The sequence below is a fragment of the Mesotoga sp. UBA6090 genome (assembly GCF_002435945.1).
In the GTDB taxonomy this organism is placed as follows: domain Bacteria; phylum Thermotogota; class Thermotogae; order Petrotogales; family Kosmotogaceae; genus Mesotoga.
Map to the genome: position 1 here is coordinate 1 of NZ_DIXC01000063.1, position 16276 is coordinate 16276.

At 48.0% G+C, this 16276-nt stretch carries 15 protein-coding genes and 2 tRNA genes; 10 read left to right on the plus strand and 7 right to left on the minus strand.

Going from position 1 to position 16276, the window contains the following annotated elements:
* Positions 1–8: 8 nt before the first annotated feature.
* The gene (locus tag B3K42_RS10225) at positions 9–266 is read right to left on the minus strand and encodes a hypothetical protein (protein ID WP_292598611.1); all 258 of its coding nucleotides are present in this window, start codon (positions 264–266) and stop codon (positions 9–11) included.
* A 348-nt stretch (positions 267–614) separates the two neighbouring features.
* On the opposite strand from B3K42_RS10225, the gene B3K42_RS10230 reads away from it, so the two are divergent.
* On the plus strand, positions 615–2099 hold the full coding sequence (locus tag B3K42_RS10230) for a formylglycine-generating enzyme family protein (RefSeq protein WP_292598613.1): 1485 nt from the start codon (positions 615–617) through the stop codon (positions 2097–2099).
* Positions 2100–2598: 499 nt separating this feature from the next.
* Here the strand turns inward: B3K42_RS10230 and B3K42_RS10235 are convergent.
* Together B3K42_RS10235 and mnmA are read right to left on the minus strand one after the other, a co-directional pair.
* A tRNA-Pro gene (locus tag B3K42_RS10235) sits at positions 2599–2674 on the minus strand.
* A gap of 14 nt (positions 2675–2688) precedes the next feature.
* Positions 2689–3810 (minus strand): tRNA 2-thiouridine(34) synthase MnmA, encoded by a 1122-nt coding sequence (gene mnmA, locus B3K42_RS10240; protein ID WP_292598615.1) that lies wholly within the window; start codon positions 3808–3810, stop codon positions 2689–2691.
* Between the two features lie 156 nt (positions 3811–3966).
* Here mnmA and B3K42_RS10245 point away from each other — a divergent pair, with 156 nt between their 5' ends.
* The 5 genes from B3K42_RS10245 to hutH all read left to right on the plus strand — a co-directional run bounded on the left by B3K42_RS10245 (position 3967) and on the right by hutH (position 8404).
* Positions 3967–4689 (plus strand): basic amino acid ABC transporter substrate-binding protein, encoded by a 723-nt coding sequence (locus B3K42_RS10245; RefSeq protein ID WP_110990257.1) that lies wholly within the window; start codon positions 3967–3969, stop codon positions 4687–4689.
* Between the two features lie 49 nt (positions 4690–4738).
* Positions 4739–5386 (plus strand): amino acid ABC transporter permease, encoded by a 648-nt coding sequence (locus B3K42_RS10250; RefSeq protein WP_110990256.1) that lies wholly within the window; start codon positions 4739–4741, stop codon positions 5384–5386.
* Positions 5383–6135: an amino acid ABC transporter ATP-binding protein gene (locus B3K42_RS10255; RefSeq protein ID WP_292598617.1), complete on the plus strand. Its 753-nt coding sequence runs from the start codon at positions 5383–5385 to the stop codon at positions 6133–6135. The genes B3K42_RS10250 and B3K42_RS10255 overlap by 4 nt, the downstream gene beginning before the upstream one ends.
* A 14-nt stretch (positions 6136–6149) precedes the next feature.
* A complete protein-coding gene (locus B3K42_RS10260) occupies positions 6150–6812 on the plus strand; it encodes an amino acid ABC transporter permease (RefSeq protein ID WP_110990255.1) in 663 nt (220 codons plus the stop codon).
* Between the two features lie 98 nt (positions 6813–6910).
* The gene (hutH, locus tag B3K42_RS10265) at positions 6911–8404 is read left to right on the plus strand and encodes a histidine ammonia-lyase (protein ID WP_292598619.1); all 1494 of its coding nucleotides are present in this window, start codon (positions 6911–6913) and stop codon (positions 8402–8404) included.
* 131 nt (positions 8405–8535) lie between these two features.
* On the opposite strand, the gene B3K42_RS10270 is transcribed toward hutH, so the two are convergent.
* Positions 8536–8623 (minus strand) — tRNA-Leu (locus tag B3K42_RS10270).
* 49 nt (positions 8624–8672) lie between these two features.
* Here B3K42_RS10270 and B3K42_RS10275 point away from each other — a divergent pair.
* A complete protein-coding gene (locus tag B3K42_RS10275; RefSeq protein ID WP_292598621.1) occupies positions 8673–9416 on the plus strand; it encodes a type 1 glutamine amidotransferase in 744 nt (247 codons plus the stop codon).
* A gap of 213 nt (positions 9417–9629) precedes the next feature.
* Positions 9630–10031 carry a GNAT family N-acetyltransferase gene (locus B3K42_RS10280; protein WP_292598623.1) on the plus strand — a complete coding sequence of 134 codons (402 nt, stop codon included), beginning with the start codon at positions 9630–9632 and terminating at the stop codon, positions 10029–10031.
* Between the two features lie 115 nt (positions 10032–10146).
* Here the strand turns inward: B3K42_RS10280 and B3K42_RS10285 are convergent, their stop codons facing one another.
* The 3 genes from B3K42_RS10285 to tdh all read right to left on the minus strand — a co-directional run bounded on the left by B3K42_RS10285 (position 10147) and on the right by tdh (position 13427).
* Positions 10147–11106 carry a calcium/sodium antiporter gene (locus B3K42_RS10285; protein ID WP_292598624.1) on the minus strand — a complete coding sequence of 320 codons (960 nt, stop codon included), beginning with the start codon at positions 11104–11106 and terminating at the stop codon, positions 10147–10149.
* A gap of 81 nt (positions 11107–11187) precedes the next feature.
* Positions 11188–12372, minus strand: coding sequence for a glycine C-acetyltransferase (locus B3K42_RS10290; protein ID WP_292598626.1), 1185 nt, complete (start codon positions 12370–12372; stop codon positions 11188–11190).
* Positions 12373–12395: 23 nt separating this feature from the next.
* Entirely contained in the window at positions 12396–13427 is a 1032-nt protein-coding gene (gene tdh / locus B3K42_RS10295; protein WP_349680972.1) for an L-threonine 3-dehydrogenase, read from the minus strand.
* A gap of 731 nt (positions 13428–14158) precedes the next feature.
* Here tdh and B3K42_RS10300 point away from each other — a divergent pair.
* Positions 14159–15286, plus strand: coding sequence for an ABC transporter substrate-binding protein (locus B3K42_RS10300; protein WP_292598630.1), 1128 nt, complete (start codon positions 14159–14161; stop codon positions 15284–15286).
* A gap of 101 nt (positions 15287–15387) precedes the next feature.
* Positions 15388–16275: a branched-chain amino acid ABC transporter permease gene (locus tag B3K42_RS10305; RefSeq protein ID WP_110990253.1), complete on the plus strand. Its 888-nt coding sequence runs from the start codon at positions 15388–15390 to the stop codon at positions 16273–16275.
* Position 16276 lies beyond the last annotated feature (1 nt).

Consider the following 16276-nt stretch of genomic DNA (forward strand, 5'->3'; position numbering starts at 1 on the left):
TTCCTTATTTACATGATAAGGTCACCAATCTCGTCCAATACTTTGCTGAAAGTGTAGAACTTCTCACTGTAACTTGTTTTCTCGAGAGCCACTTTCCATTCGAAAATTTTCTCCTTGTCTGCGGATTTGAACACTGCGAGTTCTTTAGAATCAAGCCACTCGTTGATCGCCTGAATCATGATCTCATACTTATTTACTTCAGTTGCACCTGACGAGAAAAGAAGAGCTGTTGTAAGTAAGCACAGAAGAAGCGTAAACCTTCTCATTATTTCTCCCCCTCATTCTCGTTTCTTTCCCAGAAATATCAATATGATACCGCATGTTACAATTCAGACAAAACTCAGACAGCTATTCGCGCTTCATATGTATGATTTGCCTCGGAGCGATGTGACGTTGATGAATTTGCATTTTCTGGCGAAATACGTGCAATCATATTGCTGGAAACCGCCTTACCACAAGACTCGATTATGCGTGAGCGTCTCTATTCCTTGTTTTGATGTCAATGTAACAAGTGGTATATTGATCGTTTGAGCGCATTGTACAGCTTGCCGTATATTGCCTGAGTCTTCACGTGCTTACTCTGAGTGCGAGGCCTCGCTTATGGAGGTGTGGGAATGAACAAATCGGTATGGCTTATACTCTGCGTTATATTGCTGGCAACGCTGGGACTGGCAAACACAGAACCGGTTATGCCCGCGATAGAGACTGTTCTGGACACAGAAAGACCGAAAGACGTGGACATACTGTTGCTGAGAAACGGAGACAAACTGACGGGCACTGTCGTTAACGAGAACTTCTCTATAAGAACCTTCTATGCCCATATAGTCATAGAGAGCAAATACATAGCCGGGATAAACCTCGAAGGCGGGGCGAACAACATAGAATCCATAATCACTGTGAACAACAACCGCTTCTCAGGGTTCATAGACGACGCTTTCATAAGCTTCAAGCTGACAAACGGGCCTCAGCTGGAGATAAGGCGAGAGAAGATACTGAAGATGGTCTTCAGGCAGAGGCCTCAGGAGACGGGGGGAATGAAGTGGAGGCAGTTTATGCAGCTTAAGAATGGAGACTACTTCCACGGGCAGATACTGACGAAGGACATAACGATCTCCACAACTTACGCAAAGATACCGCTCGATTTTGCTACAACCGAATCAATAACTCTCATAGGGGACGCCAATCCGCTCACCACGGTAAAGATGACGAACGGGGACACAGTGCAGGGGATACTCGAAACGGAAGACATAGAAATCGAGCTTGACGTTGGATCGGTGATAGAGGTTTATCAGGATAGGATAGACAGGATATTCTTCAAGGAGGGCTACGTACCAGATAACATACCCTCGATAGTAATGAGCAGTGCGGCGGCGAAGGGAAATTTCATACTTGTTGAGAAGGGCAGTTTCACTATGGGAGACACGTGGGGTGGAGGAGACAGTGATGAAAAACCGACCCACAAGGTGACGTTCACCTACAACTTTTACATAGGCAAGTATGAGGTAACGTTTGATCAATACGATGCTTTCTGTGAGGCCACCGGCAAGAGTAAACCCAGCGATAGCGGGTGGGGAAGAGAAAATAGGTCAGTTATAAATGTGACCTGGTGGGACGCCATTGACTACTGCAACTGGCTGAGTGACAAGGAAAAACTCCCCAAAGCCTATGACAGCAACGGGAATCTGCTGGATAAAGACGGAAGGATAACAACCGACCTATCTAAGGTGGTCGGATACAGACTGCCGACGGAAGCAGAGTGGGAATACGCAGCGAGAGGAGGAAACAAGAGTAAGGGGTATAAGTATTCTGGGAGTAACAGTGTGGATGATGTGGCCTGGTATGATCCTAATTCTGGAGGAATGACACAAGAAGTTGGTTGGAAGGCTTCTAACGAGCTGGGAATCTACGATATGTCTGGAAATTACTCCAGTTCTGCACAGACGGATCCGTATGATAACAGTGATTCCTTCCCAATGGTACGTGGCGGCAGCTGGCAAAGCGATGCGAAGTTCACGCGGGTAGCGTTTCGCTTCTACTTATACCCGCCGGGTTACTCGTCCAGCGGCCTCGGTTTCCGTATTGCAAGGATGGTGCCCTGATTACACTTTAGCCTTTTTACGTTTTTATCCTGCGCTGCGGCTTCGAGCGCCGGGCACGAAGTAGCCCGCAAGCGCGAGGAGACGCAGGAGGTACCGGAGGTTATATGGCCTTCAGGATAATAACGGTTCCATTCGACAACAAAACGGGATTGCTTCTGGATAATCATCTCAGCAAGCTTCGCAGAATTCGACCTGGAAAAAGAAATCGTTTAAGACGTATCCGACATTCTGAAAAAATACTAGACAAACTTACCTCAAAGATCGAAGAAAAATCTTCGGATGTGAAACAAAAATAATCCGCCTATCACTCTGCTCACAATTGCCCTAATCGAGACTTCTTATATCAGAACACAAACACGTACCCCACAAGAAAACTTTCAACTAAGGCCCGAAATTCGGGCAAATTCGGGTTCAAGTCCGGCTGTTAACATAAAAACTAACCCGATTCCAAGATTACCTTGAAATCGGGCTTAGATATATGTGTCAGTGGATAAACAGGTGGTCAGGAAGCGGGGACTTGAACCCCGGACCTCTGGTTCCCGAAACCAGCGTTCTACCAACTGAACTACTTCCTGTCCCGAAAATTCTATCACGTGTCGTCTCCACTTTCAAGAACGGAATTCCCTTCTATGAAGGCACTGCCAACCACGCGATCCTCCATATAGAACACGGCCAGCTGGCCGGCGGTTACTGCCCACACTTTTTCCGGGAAGTGCACTCTAAGCCTGTTGCCGGCCAGAACGCTGACGCTGGCAGGAACAGCTCTCATCGAGCTTCTTATCATACAAAGGCATTCAAATCCGTCACCTGGATCAATGTACCAGTTTGGATCCTTCGCTGTCAGCGAATCCGATGTCAGACTCTCTCTCAGCGCCAGAACAAGCCTGTTCCTTTCGAGATCGAGTCTCTTGACGTAATAACGTTCCCCGCCGGAAACTCCGAGGCCCTTTCGCTGACCGATGGTGTATCCCGACAGTCCGGTATGTCTTCCCAATAGATTTCCGCTTTCATCCGTTATAGGTCCCGGCTTACCCTCAACTCCCCGCGACTTCAAAAAGCTTCTGTAGTCTCCGTCGTGAATGAAACAGATCTCCTGAGAGTCCTTCTTCGAATGCACGGGAAGATCAATCGCCAAAGCCTCTTGCCGGACTTCATCTTTCGTCATTTCACTCAGAGGAAAGAGAATGTTTTGTAGTTTGTGCTTACCGATTCTCGAAAGGAAGTACGACTGATCCTTCGCTCTGTCAAGTGCCCTTGCCAAAAAAATCTTTTCATCCAGGGAGACAAGTCTTGCGTAATGGCCTGTTGCTATCTTCTCAGCGCCGAAAGAGAACATCCGCTCGAGCAGCAGTCCAAATTTTATCGAATCGTTACATACGACGCATGGATTTGGCGTCTCCCCATTCATGTAGGAAGTGGCGAAGTAATAGAGTATCTTTCTAAACTCCTCGCACAAATCTACAATCTTCAGCTCTATGCGCAGATGGTCGGCAACAGCTTTTGCATCATCGACAGCCGCATTCGCGAACGGGTTGCCCTCAAGAACTATCATGTGATAACCAATTACGTCGTTTCCCTGTCTAATCAATCGAGCGGCCGCGACTGCGCTGTCGACACCACCGCTCAACGCAATACCTATTTTCATCTCCATCACCATCACTATCTTAACAGTTGTTTTTGGCTCAAGCGTTTCTAAAGGGTATAATGTCATTGGGAAATATCTCTTCGAGTCGCTGAATCGCATGGTCTGTTGGGCACCGGTAGCATTAACAGATGGATTGCTGCGGCCGGGTTTTGAAGAGAGGTTCTGGTAATGAAAGCATGTTGATATACAATTACTTCATCTTCAATCATAAGGAGGGGTATTATGAAGAAAACTTTGCTAGTGTTGCTCGCGCTGCTGATTTTCGTTGGCTCTGCATTTGGAGTTAAGTATGTGGTCGGCACAAGCGCAGATTTTCCACCATTTGAATATGTAGAGAACGGAGAGTTCGTGGGGTTCGACATTGATCTCATCAAAGCAATCGCCGAGGAGATGGGATTTGAGATCGAAATAAGAGATATGAGCTTCGATTCACTTATTGCGGCTCTGGTATCTGGTAATCTCGATCTCGTCGTCTCGGGAATGACGATTACTTCTGAAAGAGAAGAAGTGGTTTCTTTCTCGAAACCTTATTGGACAGCCGATCAGAGCGTAGTTGTGAGGGAAGACAGCGAAATGACCGTAACTGTTCTCTTCGGAAAGCATAACGTCGGTGTCCAGACGGGCACAACCGGAGATCTCTGGGTCGAGGAAAATCTTGTCGAGACAAAGATCCTTACGGGTAATTTCAAGAGATACGACACATACGTTCTTGCAATGACCGACCTGATCAACAAGAACATCGATGCGATTGTTCTCGACGCACCGGTAGCAGAGAGCTTTGCAAAGGTCAGACCGGTAAAGATCGTTGGAGTCATCAAGACTTACGAAGACTATGGTATTGCAGTAAACAAGGCGAATAAGGATCTACTCAATCTCATAAACGAAGGCATTTCGAGACTTGAAGAGTCCGGAAAGCTCAATGAACTGAACCTCAAGTACTTCTGATTGAAGGGCGGAGGTAGCCATAGATAAACTCGCATTAGTAGTTGATTCTTTGCCTGCTCTTCTGAAAGGAATGTGGGTAACACTTCAAATCACTTTTTTGACTCTGGGGTTGGGCCTTGTTCTGGCCCTCCCCATTTCTTTTGGCCAGGTCTACGGAAACAAGTGGATCAAGGCCTTCATTGCAGGCTATGAAAAGATCCTCAGAAGTATTCCGGAACTGGTAATTCTCTTTCTAATATTCTATGGGTTTCCTAAAATCGGAGTCAGATTCTCTCCATTTGTCGCGGTAGTACTGGGACTGGGCTTCAGATCCTCCGCCTATCAATCGCAGATCTTCAGGGGAGCCATAAACTCCGTCAGCTCGGCTCAAATGAGAGCTGCCAGATCACTGGGAATGACCAATCTGAAGGGGTTTATAAATGTAGTTCTTCCCCAGGCGGTAAGGATCGCCCTGCCGCCATGGACAAACGAGTTCACGATAGTCCTTAAAGACTCGTCACTGGCTTATGCGCTTGGAGTTACAGAGCTTCTTCGACAGGGTGGCTACATTATCGCCACCAAATATGAACCGATGCTTATCTATCTCACGGTAGCTGCCATGTACTTCATAGTGACAATTATTATAAACAAGGGTCTTGGAAGCGTTGAGAAGCGGCTTGCTATACCTGGATTCGACGTAAGGGAGACGGTAAGATGAGCGAAAACAGAGTCGTACTAAGAGTTGAGAACCTTAAGAAATCTTTCGGAGACAAAGAAGTTCTCAAAGGCGTTTCCTTCGATATGAATGAAGGCGAGACCAAAGTGATAATCGGTCCTAGCGGAACCGGCAAGAGCACTTTGCTCTCCTGCATAAACATGCTTGTGACTCCAGATGAAGGCAAGATCTGGTTAGAAAAGGAAGAAGTGACTTCGGCAAAGAACATAAACAGGATTCGCCAGGAGATAGGTTTTGTCTTCCAGGACTTCGGTCTCTTCAATCATCTTACAGCTCTCAGGAACGTCATGGTCGGCTTGACCAAGGTCAAGAAGGTGGAGAAAGAAAAAGCAAGAGAACTGGCGATGAAGGAACTCAAGAGAGTCGGGCTGGAGCGAGAAGCGAAGATGTATCCCGCACAGCTCTCGGGCGGCCAGAAGCAAAGAGTGGGTATCGCGCGTGCGCTCGCAATGCAGCCTAAGATAATCCTTTTTGACGAGCCTACGTCGGCACTCGACCCGGAACTGATCGGGGAAGTTCTCTCAGTTATGAAGAATCTTGCCGAAAGCGGGATGACGATGCTCGTTGTAACTCATGAAATGGGCTTCGCCAGAACCGTATCAGATGAGATCATCTTCATGGAGCACGGCCATATAGTTGAACAGAGCTCTCCTGAAGAGATGTTCAAGAATCCCAAGAATCCCAGAACCAAGGAATTTCTCTTCAAGCTCAACGAGCTCTACGGGGAGTGAATGAATTGGAGAGAATGTGGAAGATAGTTGCCGACAACTGGCCGAAACTACTTGAGGGCCTCGGCGTTACTCTTGAGATGACAATGATCTCCGTGGTGATTGGATTTGTGATCGGCGTGATTTTAGCCATTGCAAGAGTATATGGAAACAAGTTTTTCTACGGAATTTCGACCGCAGTCATTGAGGTGATAAGGGGTACGCCGCTCCTCGTTCAGCTCTTCATTCTGTACTATGGCCTTCCGTCGCTTGGAGTGAACCTGTCGCCCTTCACGGCCGCGATTATCGGCTTTGCTATTAACAGCGGCTGTTACCAGGCGGAGTACCTCAGGGGCTCAATACAGTCGATTGCCAGCAATCAGATGAAGGCCGCAAGATCTCTTGGAATGACGAAGAGACAGGCGATACTGCAGGTGATAATGCCTCAGGCCTTCAGAAGAGTCATCCCGGCATGGACAAATGAATTCATCTACCTGCTGAAATACACTTCATTGGCGTATATAGTCGGTGCGCCTGAACTGATGGCACAGGCGAAGTTCATCGCTTCGAGAAACTTCCAGTTCTTCGAAGTGTATCTCGTTGTTGCTATCATATATCTCGTAGTGGTTCTCTTCTTCACAAAGCTTTTCAGCATACTGGAGAAAAAAGTAGAGATTCCTGGTCTTGAATGGGTTAGATAGGCACGTTCTGCCGTCCATCGAGAGTCGCAGACTTGCCAGCTTAAGGTTTATACAATATAATCTTTACCGATAAAACGGACTCTCCCGGAGGTGGGTCAGTGCAAATCGACGGAGAACATTTGAGGCTATCGGATATCTTCGGTGTCGCGTTCGACAATGAGCCCTGTACTATTGAAGAAGGCGCGGCCAGGCTTCTAGACGAGAGGCGAAAATCCCTTGAGATCATCAGCAAAGAGAAAACGATATACGGAGTGAACACTGGATTCGGAATTCTTGCCGATCATCGAATCTCTCCCGACGATGTCGACGCCCTTCAGAAAAACATAGTGCTCTCTCACGCGGCGGGTGTAGGGGAGCCCGTCCAAAAAGAACTCGTCAGGGCCATAATGCTGGTCAGGGCTAATTCTCTCCTGAAAGGCTATTCAGGAGTGAGAAAGTGCGTCGTTCAGAGGATTCTCGACCTTCTCAACAATGGAATCACCCCTCTGGTCCCCGAGAAAGGCTCCGTCGGAGCCAGTGGAGACCTCGCTCCTCTGGCACACATCGCTATGACGTTGATAGGTGAAGGAGAGTGCTTTCTCGACGGAAAAGTCGTTTCCTCCTCTCAGGCTATGGAGAGAAAGAAACTTCAGCCTCTCGTACTGAAATCAAAGGAGGGCCTAAGCCTTCTCAACGGCACCGCGTTCATGGCCGGAATCGGCGCCTGTGCCACACACACTGTGACACAGCTCTTTGAACAGGCGATTCTCGTTGCGGCGATGTCTGTCGATGCCCTTATGGGAAGCACTTCGCCCTTCGATGCGAGAGTTCAGGAGGCAAGAAGACATCCCGGGCAGAATTACGTGGCCAGAAGACTTCGAGAGACGCTCAAAGGAAGCGAAATCAGGACCTCCCATCTGGACTGCGACCGCGTTCAGGACGCCTACACGCTCAGAACGATTCCCCAAGTGTACGGGGCGGTGAAAGACACAATCGATTATGTTAGGTCGGTCCTGAAAATAGAAGTTAATTCCGCAACGGACAATCCGCTGATATTCGAGAACGGAGACGCTATTTCCGGAGGCAACTTTCACGGAGAACCGGTCGCGTTGGCCGTGGATTTTCTCTCGATCGCCCTGACAGACATGGGCAACATGATCGAGAGGCGGATAGATAGACTTGTCAATCCGAAACTCAACGACCTTCCCGCCTTCCTGACCAACGGAGAAGAGGGTCTTAATTCCGGCTACATGCTATGGCAGTACACTGCGGCTGCACTCGCTTCCGAAAACAAGACTCTTGCACATCCCGCATCCGCAGACTCGATTCCCACTTCAGGCTTTCAGGAGGACCACGTGAGCATGGGAGCCTGGGGAGCAAGAAAGCTCTGGAAAATAGTAGACAACGTTGCGACTCTGATCTCCATAGAGGCGCTTCTTGCCTTCAGAGCGCTTTCTTTCAGACGCCCAAAAAGGTCCAGTGCGGTAATTGAAGGTTTGTTCAAAGATATCGAGGAGATCGTTCCCGATCATAAGGAAGATCGTTATTTCGGAAAGGAGTTTTCCGACGTAAGAAAACTTCTCTTCAGGAGAGCGGAACTGTCGAACCTCTAGAACATATTGTTTACTACACAGATCATCTGAAAGGCCGTAATTGGAGGAAGTACGATTTGACAAGCGAGTTTCTTGGTTCGAGTCGGGAGAAAGATAAAAAAGAGGACGTCGTTCGTCCTCTCTTGAATATCTGGTGCCGGGGGCGGGACTTGAACCCGCACAGGCGGTATGCCCACATGAACCTGAATCATGCGTGTCTGCCAATTTCACCACCCCGGCATCGCACAAATAGTAGTTTATCATTCGCTGTGAGAGGTGTCAAGAGTCGATGAAAGATAAAGCTGTAGTTTTGGCTGTTCGTGCGATACTTACTATTGTTGTAACCGTCTGCGTTGCAGGGCTGCTTATGGGTTCTGACGGGAAGGCTGGGACCATCGCGCTTTTCTTGAACGATCCCGCATACGAATTCAAGCTCTCGCCAATTGAACGTTCTCTGGCCGAACAGGGTATTAAATACACTATTTTCAACATTTTCAATGATGAACTCCCGGAAGACGAGACCGAATTCTCGGCAGTGATAATTGCCGGCGGCGATTCTATGCGGAACTATATAGACTGGAACGACAACGTGTACCGGGGTGGAGAGATAATTCTCAGAGGCGAGGTCCCAATACTGGGTATTTGTCTCGGTCATCAGATAATTTCCAGGGTATTCGGCTCAGTTCTCTACTACAGCGATGAACGCCGCTGGCACGAGGTGACTTTTCTGAAAGACGATGAAATCCTCTACGGTTTCGACAACGGCCTTCTTGTATGGGAGAACCATGCCTATGCAGTCGCCTCCATTCCCGATCAATTTGAACTCTTTGCCAGAGGAAATGTCACACCTATCCAGATGATGAAGCACAAAGATAAGCCAATTTACGGGGTTCAGTTTCATCCAGAAACACAGGGTGGCTTTCTCCGGAATCCGCCAGGCTGGCAGCTCATCAAGAATTTCGCGAAACTTGCCGGCGCCAGTGTCGTGGATCCCCCTTTGCCCGAAGATGGGCGCAAGGTCTTCCCTTACTGATCCGACTAGATTGCAGCAGTGATTAGAATTGGGCCATTCTGTTTTTCGCCTTTGCGAGAAGTAAGGGACTAACGATCAGAGGAAAACTTGGGGATAATCGAGCTTGATGCCGAATCGCTTTCCAAAAGGACCATAAAATAAACCTATTCGAGCGAGAATTACTACGATCTAGTTACTAAAAGGGATTCAAACCGATGGACAGTTGATCTCTTCTTGAAAGAATTCGCGGCCGCATTCGTCAAAGAGGGATCCTACAGTCTCCTCGGTCCTTTCAAAGATCATCCGATAACGTACGGAGCCTTCGAGAACTGCAAGGAACTGGGGCTGATTCTCTTCGAAAGAGAGTGGAACAACTCGCTTCGCATCTGGGATATTTTGGTCTGGGAGGAGTACCGGCAAATGGAAGTAGGAAAGAAATTGATGGATGCAGCAAGAGACTACGCAATCAGTGCTAACATGAGACGTCTCGTTCTCGAGAGTCAAAGCTGCAACTATCCGGCCATCTCCTTCTGCCTGAAATACGGATTTGAATTGCTCGGTTTCGATACGGCCTGTTATTCGAAAAGAGATATCGAAAAACATGAGCTCCGCCTTGAATTTCACTATTTTCTCTAGGCCAAATGCAGGCATTCAGGAAGTTTCTATTCTCCACATGCGCAGTTTGCAAAAGGACATCTCAACGGCTATTCACACACATAAAATGACCTTGATTCTATTTGCGCCAGAATTCCTAACCTCTAAGTATGCTTGAAACTAAGAAGGAGGCGTAGATTATCAGGAGCAGAGCACCCCTTGGCCTGTCCAGCTTCTTCTTTCTAAAGAGGAGCAACGGCAGGACTATCGCGAGAAGCAATGCAAAGATGATTTCCGCGGCAAGCGATCTCTGAGCCATGATAGGCGAGATGGTGGACGAAACTCCTAGAACCAGGAGCAGATTGAAGATGTTCGACCCTACCACATTCCCTATGGCAAGATCGCTGCGGTTCTTTCTTCCTGCCGAAATGGTAGTCACTAACTCCGGAAGAGACGTCCCGATCGCCACGATAGTTGTCCCAATCAGCATATCGCTCACGCCGAATATCCGGGCAATCGAAGAACCTCCGTCGACCACGAAATTTCCTCCGAGAATGACGGCTGCGGTCCCTCCGATTGTGGCTACCCAGGCAAGCACAGGACTCTTTTCGAGAATCTCGATATCTCGCTTTCCTTCTACCTCGACGATGTCCGAAATGTTCCTGTCCCTCTTAGCCATTGTGAACACGTACATCATGAAGATTACGAAGAAAGTAATCAGGACTATGCCGTCACTCCTGTTAAGGCCGTTGCCGTTTCCCAGTATCAACGCTCCACTGGCGAAGGTGATAAGAATAACGAAAGGTATTTCATAACTCATGGTAGTCTTGTTCACTCCAAGGGGAGTAAGCAAAGCGGTCGCACCGAGAATCAAACCAATATTCGCGATGTTTGACCCCAGAACATTTCCCAGAGCGATGTCAGAACCTTTGATCGCCGCCTGGATACTCACTGCGAGTTCCGGCGACGACGTGCCCAGAGCAACTATTGTGAGGCCAATGAGTAGTTCGGAGATCCCCAGATTCTTGGCTATCGCGACAGATCCCTCTATCAGATAATCGGCACCCTTTATGAGCAAAGCAAATCCAGCGGCCAGCATCAGCAACGAAACAAACAAGCGCTTCACCTCCACGAAAAGCAGCGGCCATTGCCGCTGCAACAACAAAGATTATATTCAATTGAAGTTAAAGCCGTGTTTTTACTTTATGACGCCAAGTTCCTTCCCGATCAATTCGAACTTGGAGACTGCAAAATCCAGATCCTTCCTCGAGTGAGAAGCGCATATCATGACTCTTATTCTGGCCTTTCCCTTGGGAACGGTTGGGAAGCCGATCGAGCTTGCAAATATGGACTCTTCAAAGAGCCTTTTTGAGAACGTCGAGGAAAGCTTCGCATCGTAAAGCATCACAGGAGTTATCGGAGTCTCTGTATGTCCCGTATCGAAACCGAGCGCCGTGAGCTGATCCTTAAAATAGCCTGCGTTGCTCCACAGCGTCTTGACCAGTTCGTCGGATGAAGAAAGCTTCCTTACGGCCGCGATAGCGGCTGCGGTTTCGGCCGGAGAGAGGGACGAACTGAAGAGGAATGGACGCGCCTTCTGCTTCAGATAATCGATAAGAGTCTTCTTGCCGGCGACAAAGCCTCCCACTATTCCAAAGGCCTTCGAAAGAGTTCCGACTTCGATATCTACGCTTCCATGCAATCCGAAGTGGTCGACTATTCCTCTCCCATGGTTTCCGAGAACACCTTCGCCATGAGCATCGTCCACCATCAGAATCGCGCCGTATTTGTTCGTCTTTTCGACAATCTCAGGCAGCGGAGCAAGATCACCGTCCATCGAAAAAACGCCGTCCGTTATTACCAGCTTTCTCCTGGCCCCATCGGACTCGGCCTTTCTCAGCTGAGTCTCCAGGTCGTTCACATCCTTATGCTTCCAGACATATCTCATGGCTTTTGTCAGCCTGACTCCATCAATTATGCTTGCATGGTTCAGTTCATCGGAGAGAATAGCATCCTCTTCAGTAACGATCGGAGCAATTACCGACTGGTTTGCATTGAAGCCCGACTGAACAACCAGCGTAGATTCGACTCTCTTGAACTTTGCCAGTTCCCTTTCGAGCTCGTTGTGCAATTCAAGCGTTCCCGCTATCGACCTAACGGCTCCAGGTCCAACCCCCCACTTTCTTATGCCGTCGATCGCCGCCTCCTTGAGCTCTTCGTCGAAACACAGCCCAAGGTAATTGTTTGAGCACATGTTAAGAACTTTCTTCCCCTCGATGTTCAGCCAGGCGCCCTGAGGCGATTCAAGTGTCCTTATCTTGACAAGCAGACCCTTCTCCTCGAGCTCCTCCATTTCCCGTTTAAGAACATCAAAATCAAACATCCAAACACCTCCGACAAGTCAATTCAGAATTCAAGGATTACCTTTCCGGAAATACCTCTCTTCATGACATCAAAACCCTCTTCGAATCTATCTGCGGGAAGAATGTGCGTGACTACAGGTGAAAGGTCGATTCTACTGTTCTTAAGCAACTGAGTCGCGACCTGCCAGGTCTCGAACATCTTTCTCCCCGTTATACCGTACATCGTTAGACCCTTGAAAGTGAACAGTCCGTTTATATCAAATGATAACTCACCGGGAAAGACTCCAAGAAGAGAAACGACGGCCCCGTTAGTAAGACTCTGAAGACCCTGACAGAAGGCGGTAGAGTTTCCCGACATCTCGAGAAGTACATCGGCTCCGTTGTCTTCCGTAAAGGCTCTCACTCTGGAAGGAAGATCCTCTTCGGTCGGATCGATCACTACATCGGCTCCCATCTTTCTTGCAAGATCCTTTCTGAACTCCTTGATCTCAGACACGATTACTTGCGCTGCTCCTGCAACTTTCGCTACCGCAACGGCCATCACACCAATCGGTCCAGCACCGGTGATCAACACGTTCTTTCCGGTAAGATCCGTAACAAGTGCCGTATGAATTGCATTTCCAAAAGGCTCCATTATCGAAGCATATTCCAGAGGTATCGAAGGGTCAACTTTCCACAAAACAACTTCGGGAACTCTCACATACTCTGCAAACACTCCGTCTCTGTGAACTCCGAGAATTTGCATGTTCTTGCATATGTGCATCTTGCCGGTCCTGCACTGAAGACATTTCTGGCACGGTATATGGGTCTCGGAAACCACCGAGTCTCCAATCGAAACCGAGGTGACTTCCTTTCCTGTCCTAACAACCTCTCCGGTGAATTCATGACCGCCTATCTGAGGCGGTCTAATTCTCTCCTGTGACCACCTGTCCCAATCGTAAATATGAATATCGGTCCCGCATATCGAAGCTCGTTTGACTTTGACCAGCACGTCATGGGGACCGAGCTCCCCTGGAACAGGAACTCTTTTTAGAGTCAAGCCCGGCGCGGGTCTTTCCTTAACTATTGCAACCATAGTTTCTGATTCCAATCAAATTCCCTCCTTCCATTTTATAACTCCACATTATAATTGTAAGTTGATCGTATTGTTTCACAAAACACACAGCCACCTGTCTATGGACAATTGTTGTTGATAGCGGCTCTCGAATTGACTGATACTTCTTATAGCGTACCGAACGGCTAGGTCCGACAAGAAGCACTTTCCACTGAAATGATCTGACGAGTCTCGGAGGATTTTGAAAACAGACGAGTATTCAAACGAACTCTTGCCGAAACCCCTTGAGATCATATGTCAACAATCTGCTAAAGAGATACTTAACACACTCTCTCAACTCTCCATCTTACCCGATCGATAGCAAAAACGTCAGTGATCTTTGACCGCCCGTCTTTGGTTTCCAGATAGATAGAAAGCGATTATCAGCTTTCTTTGCTCAAATCTCCTCATGAAGGCGTTTTTTGGGAAGAGGTTGTTGTTGATTCACATGGTATTATCATTTTGAGTAATGCGTTGTTTTGGTGTCTTTCAATCTTAATGAGTACTACAAGACTTTTCGCGTTCCTGAGAGGCTATTGGGTCTCAGTTGTTGATGAAGTCCATGCTGCAGTTCTGATTCTCACCCGTTTGATGTTCTCATTCTGCACAGTTGTCGCGGTGCTTTCGGTAAAGTCATTACTGTGCTTCGAGTATTTTTGCACATTCTGGGGTCACTTCGGTCGTGAACAATCACAATTGTGGAGGTGAGGGAAGTGAAAAGGATTCTAGGTCTAGCTTCTGTTCTGCTAATGGGATTTATACTGTTTGCAGTTGAACCGATCGTTATTGGAGTCTTTGAACCAATGACCGGACCCTACGCGGCCGGTGGTCAGCTTACCATGGAAGGTGTTAAGCTCGCAGCTGAACAAGTGACAGAGGTTCTTGGCCGACCGATAGAGTTGGTTCTCGTCGACAATAAGAGTGAAAAGGTAGAAGCTTCAAATGCCGTCTCCAGGTTGATTCAGTTCAACAAAGCATCTGTAATAATCGGCAGCTATGGAAGTGCTGTAGCCATACCTGGCAGCGAAGTTGCAAATGCTGCAGGAGTACCGATGATCGGATGTTCGCCTACCAACCCGCTGGTCACATTGGGAAAGCCCTATGCTTTCAGAGTTTGTTTCATCGACCCATTCCAGGGAAGCGTGATGGCTAAATTTGCTGTTGAAGAGCTCGGAGCAAAGACAGCTGTGATTATTCAAGATATCGCTTCAGACTATTCGGTAGGGCTCTCACATTACTTCCAGAATTCGTTCAAAGCATTTACCGGGGATAACAAATCGATAAGCGGTGTCATTTCTTATCAGACGGGGGACCAAGACTTCACCGCGCAGCTTGCATATGCTCAGGGGAAGAATCCCGATGTAATATTCATCCCTGCTGCTTCATATGGAGAGGCGGCACTAATCATTAAGCAAGCACGCGAACTTGGAATTGAATCTCAGTTCCTTGGCGGAGATACATGGGAAGTTCCTGAGTTTTTGCAGGTCGGTGGTGCCGCCGTTGAAGGCAGCTACTTCAGCACTCACTTCGACGTGTCGGTAGCCCCAACTCCGAAAGCAGCAGAATTCATAGAAGCATTCAAGGCAAAATATGGCGTCGAACCGAGCGCATTTTCGGCATTGGGGTACGATGCGTTTATGCTGGCTGTAGACGCGATTTCAAGGGCTGGTTCAGCCGTTCCTGAGGACATTAAGAACGCTTTGAGTGCGACCGTAGCTTTCGAAGGGGTTACAGGATACATAACAATTGACGAAAACGGAGATGCCGTTAAGGATGCGATTGTCAGAAAAGTGGAGAACGGAGCTTTCAAGTTTGTAAGTGTTGTAAAACCTGCCGAATAAACAAGAAAAGGGGCGTCGATCCGCAAAATCGTAGGTGCCGGACGCAGGCGAACGCCTGCGTCCTTATTAAGAACGATAGCTAAGATAAAGGTGGTGGCAGGATGAGCTCTAGCGTTTTTTTGCAGCACCTTGTTAACGGAATTTCGTTGGGTTTCATATTCGGGCTGATTGCGATAGGCTATACTCTCGTTTATGGAGTAGTCAAACTTGTGAACTTTGCTCATGGCGACGTATTCATGATGGCTACTTTCTTTGTCTACTACGGATTCAGTCTGTTTATGATGCCCTGGTGGCTAGCCGTTTTGTTCGGAATCGTAGTAACTATATTACTTGGAGTTGGCATCGAGCGCGTTGCATATAGACCTCTGAGAGATGCGCCGAGAATTTCTTCGCTCTGTGCAGCAATTGGCATGTCCTTCCTTCTCCAGAACATAGCGACGGTTGTTTTCGGAGGAAGGCAGAAATCATTCTATGTACCCCCATCGCTGACCAGGACATTTATCGTAGGAGGGGTCAGAATTCAGGCGATAACAATAACCACTATTGTGGTTTCAATAGTCGTGCTCCTTCTGCTCACCTTTTTGGTTAAGCGTACGAAAATGGGATTGGCGATGCGCGCCCTTTCTGTCGACTTCGATACGGCAAAACTAATGGGAATAAACGTTAATAGGACTATTGCATTCACATTTGCTATAGGCTCAGCACTCGCAGCGCTAAGTGCAATTCTCTGGGCGCTCAGATATCCACAAATATGGCCTTTCATGGGAGTTTTCCCTGGCTGGAGGGCCTTTACTGCGGCTATAATCGGAGGAATTGGAAGTATTGTGGGAGCTCTGGTCGGTGGATTCATGCTTGGTATGGTTACGATTATGCTTGTCGCCTTTTTTCCTGAGGCCGCAGGTTACAGAGACGCATTAATCTTTGTTCTTCTCGTCGTGATTCTTCTAGTAAAGCCAACAGGTCTATTCGGCGAGAAGACAAGTAGGTGAG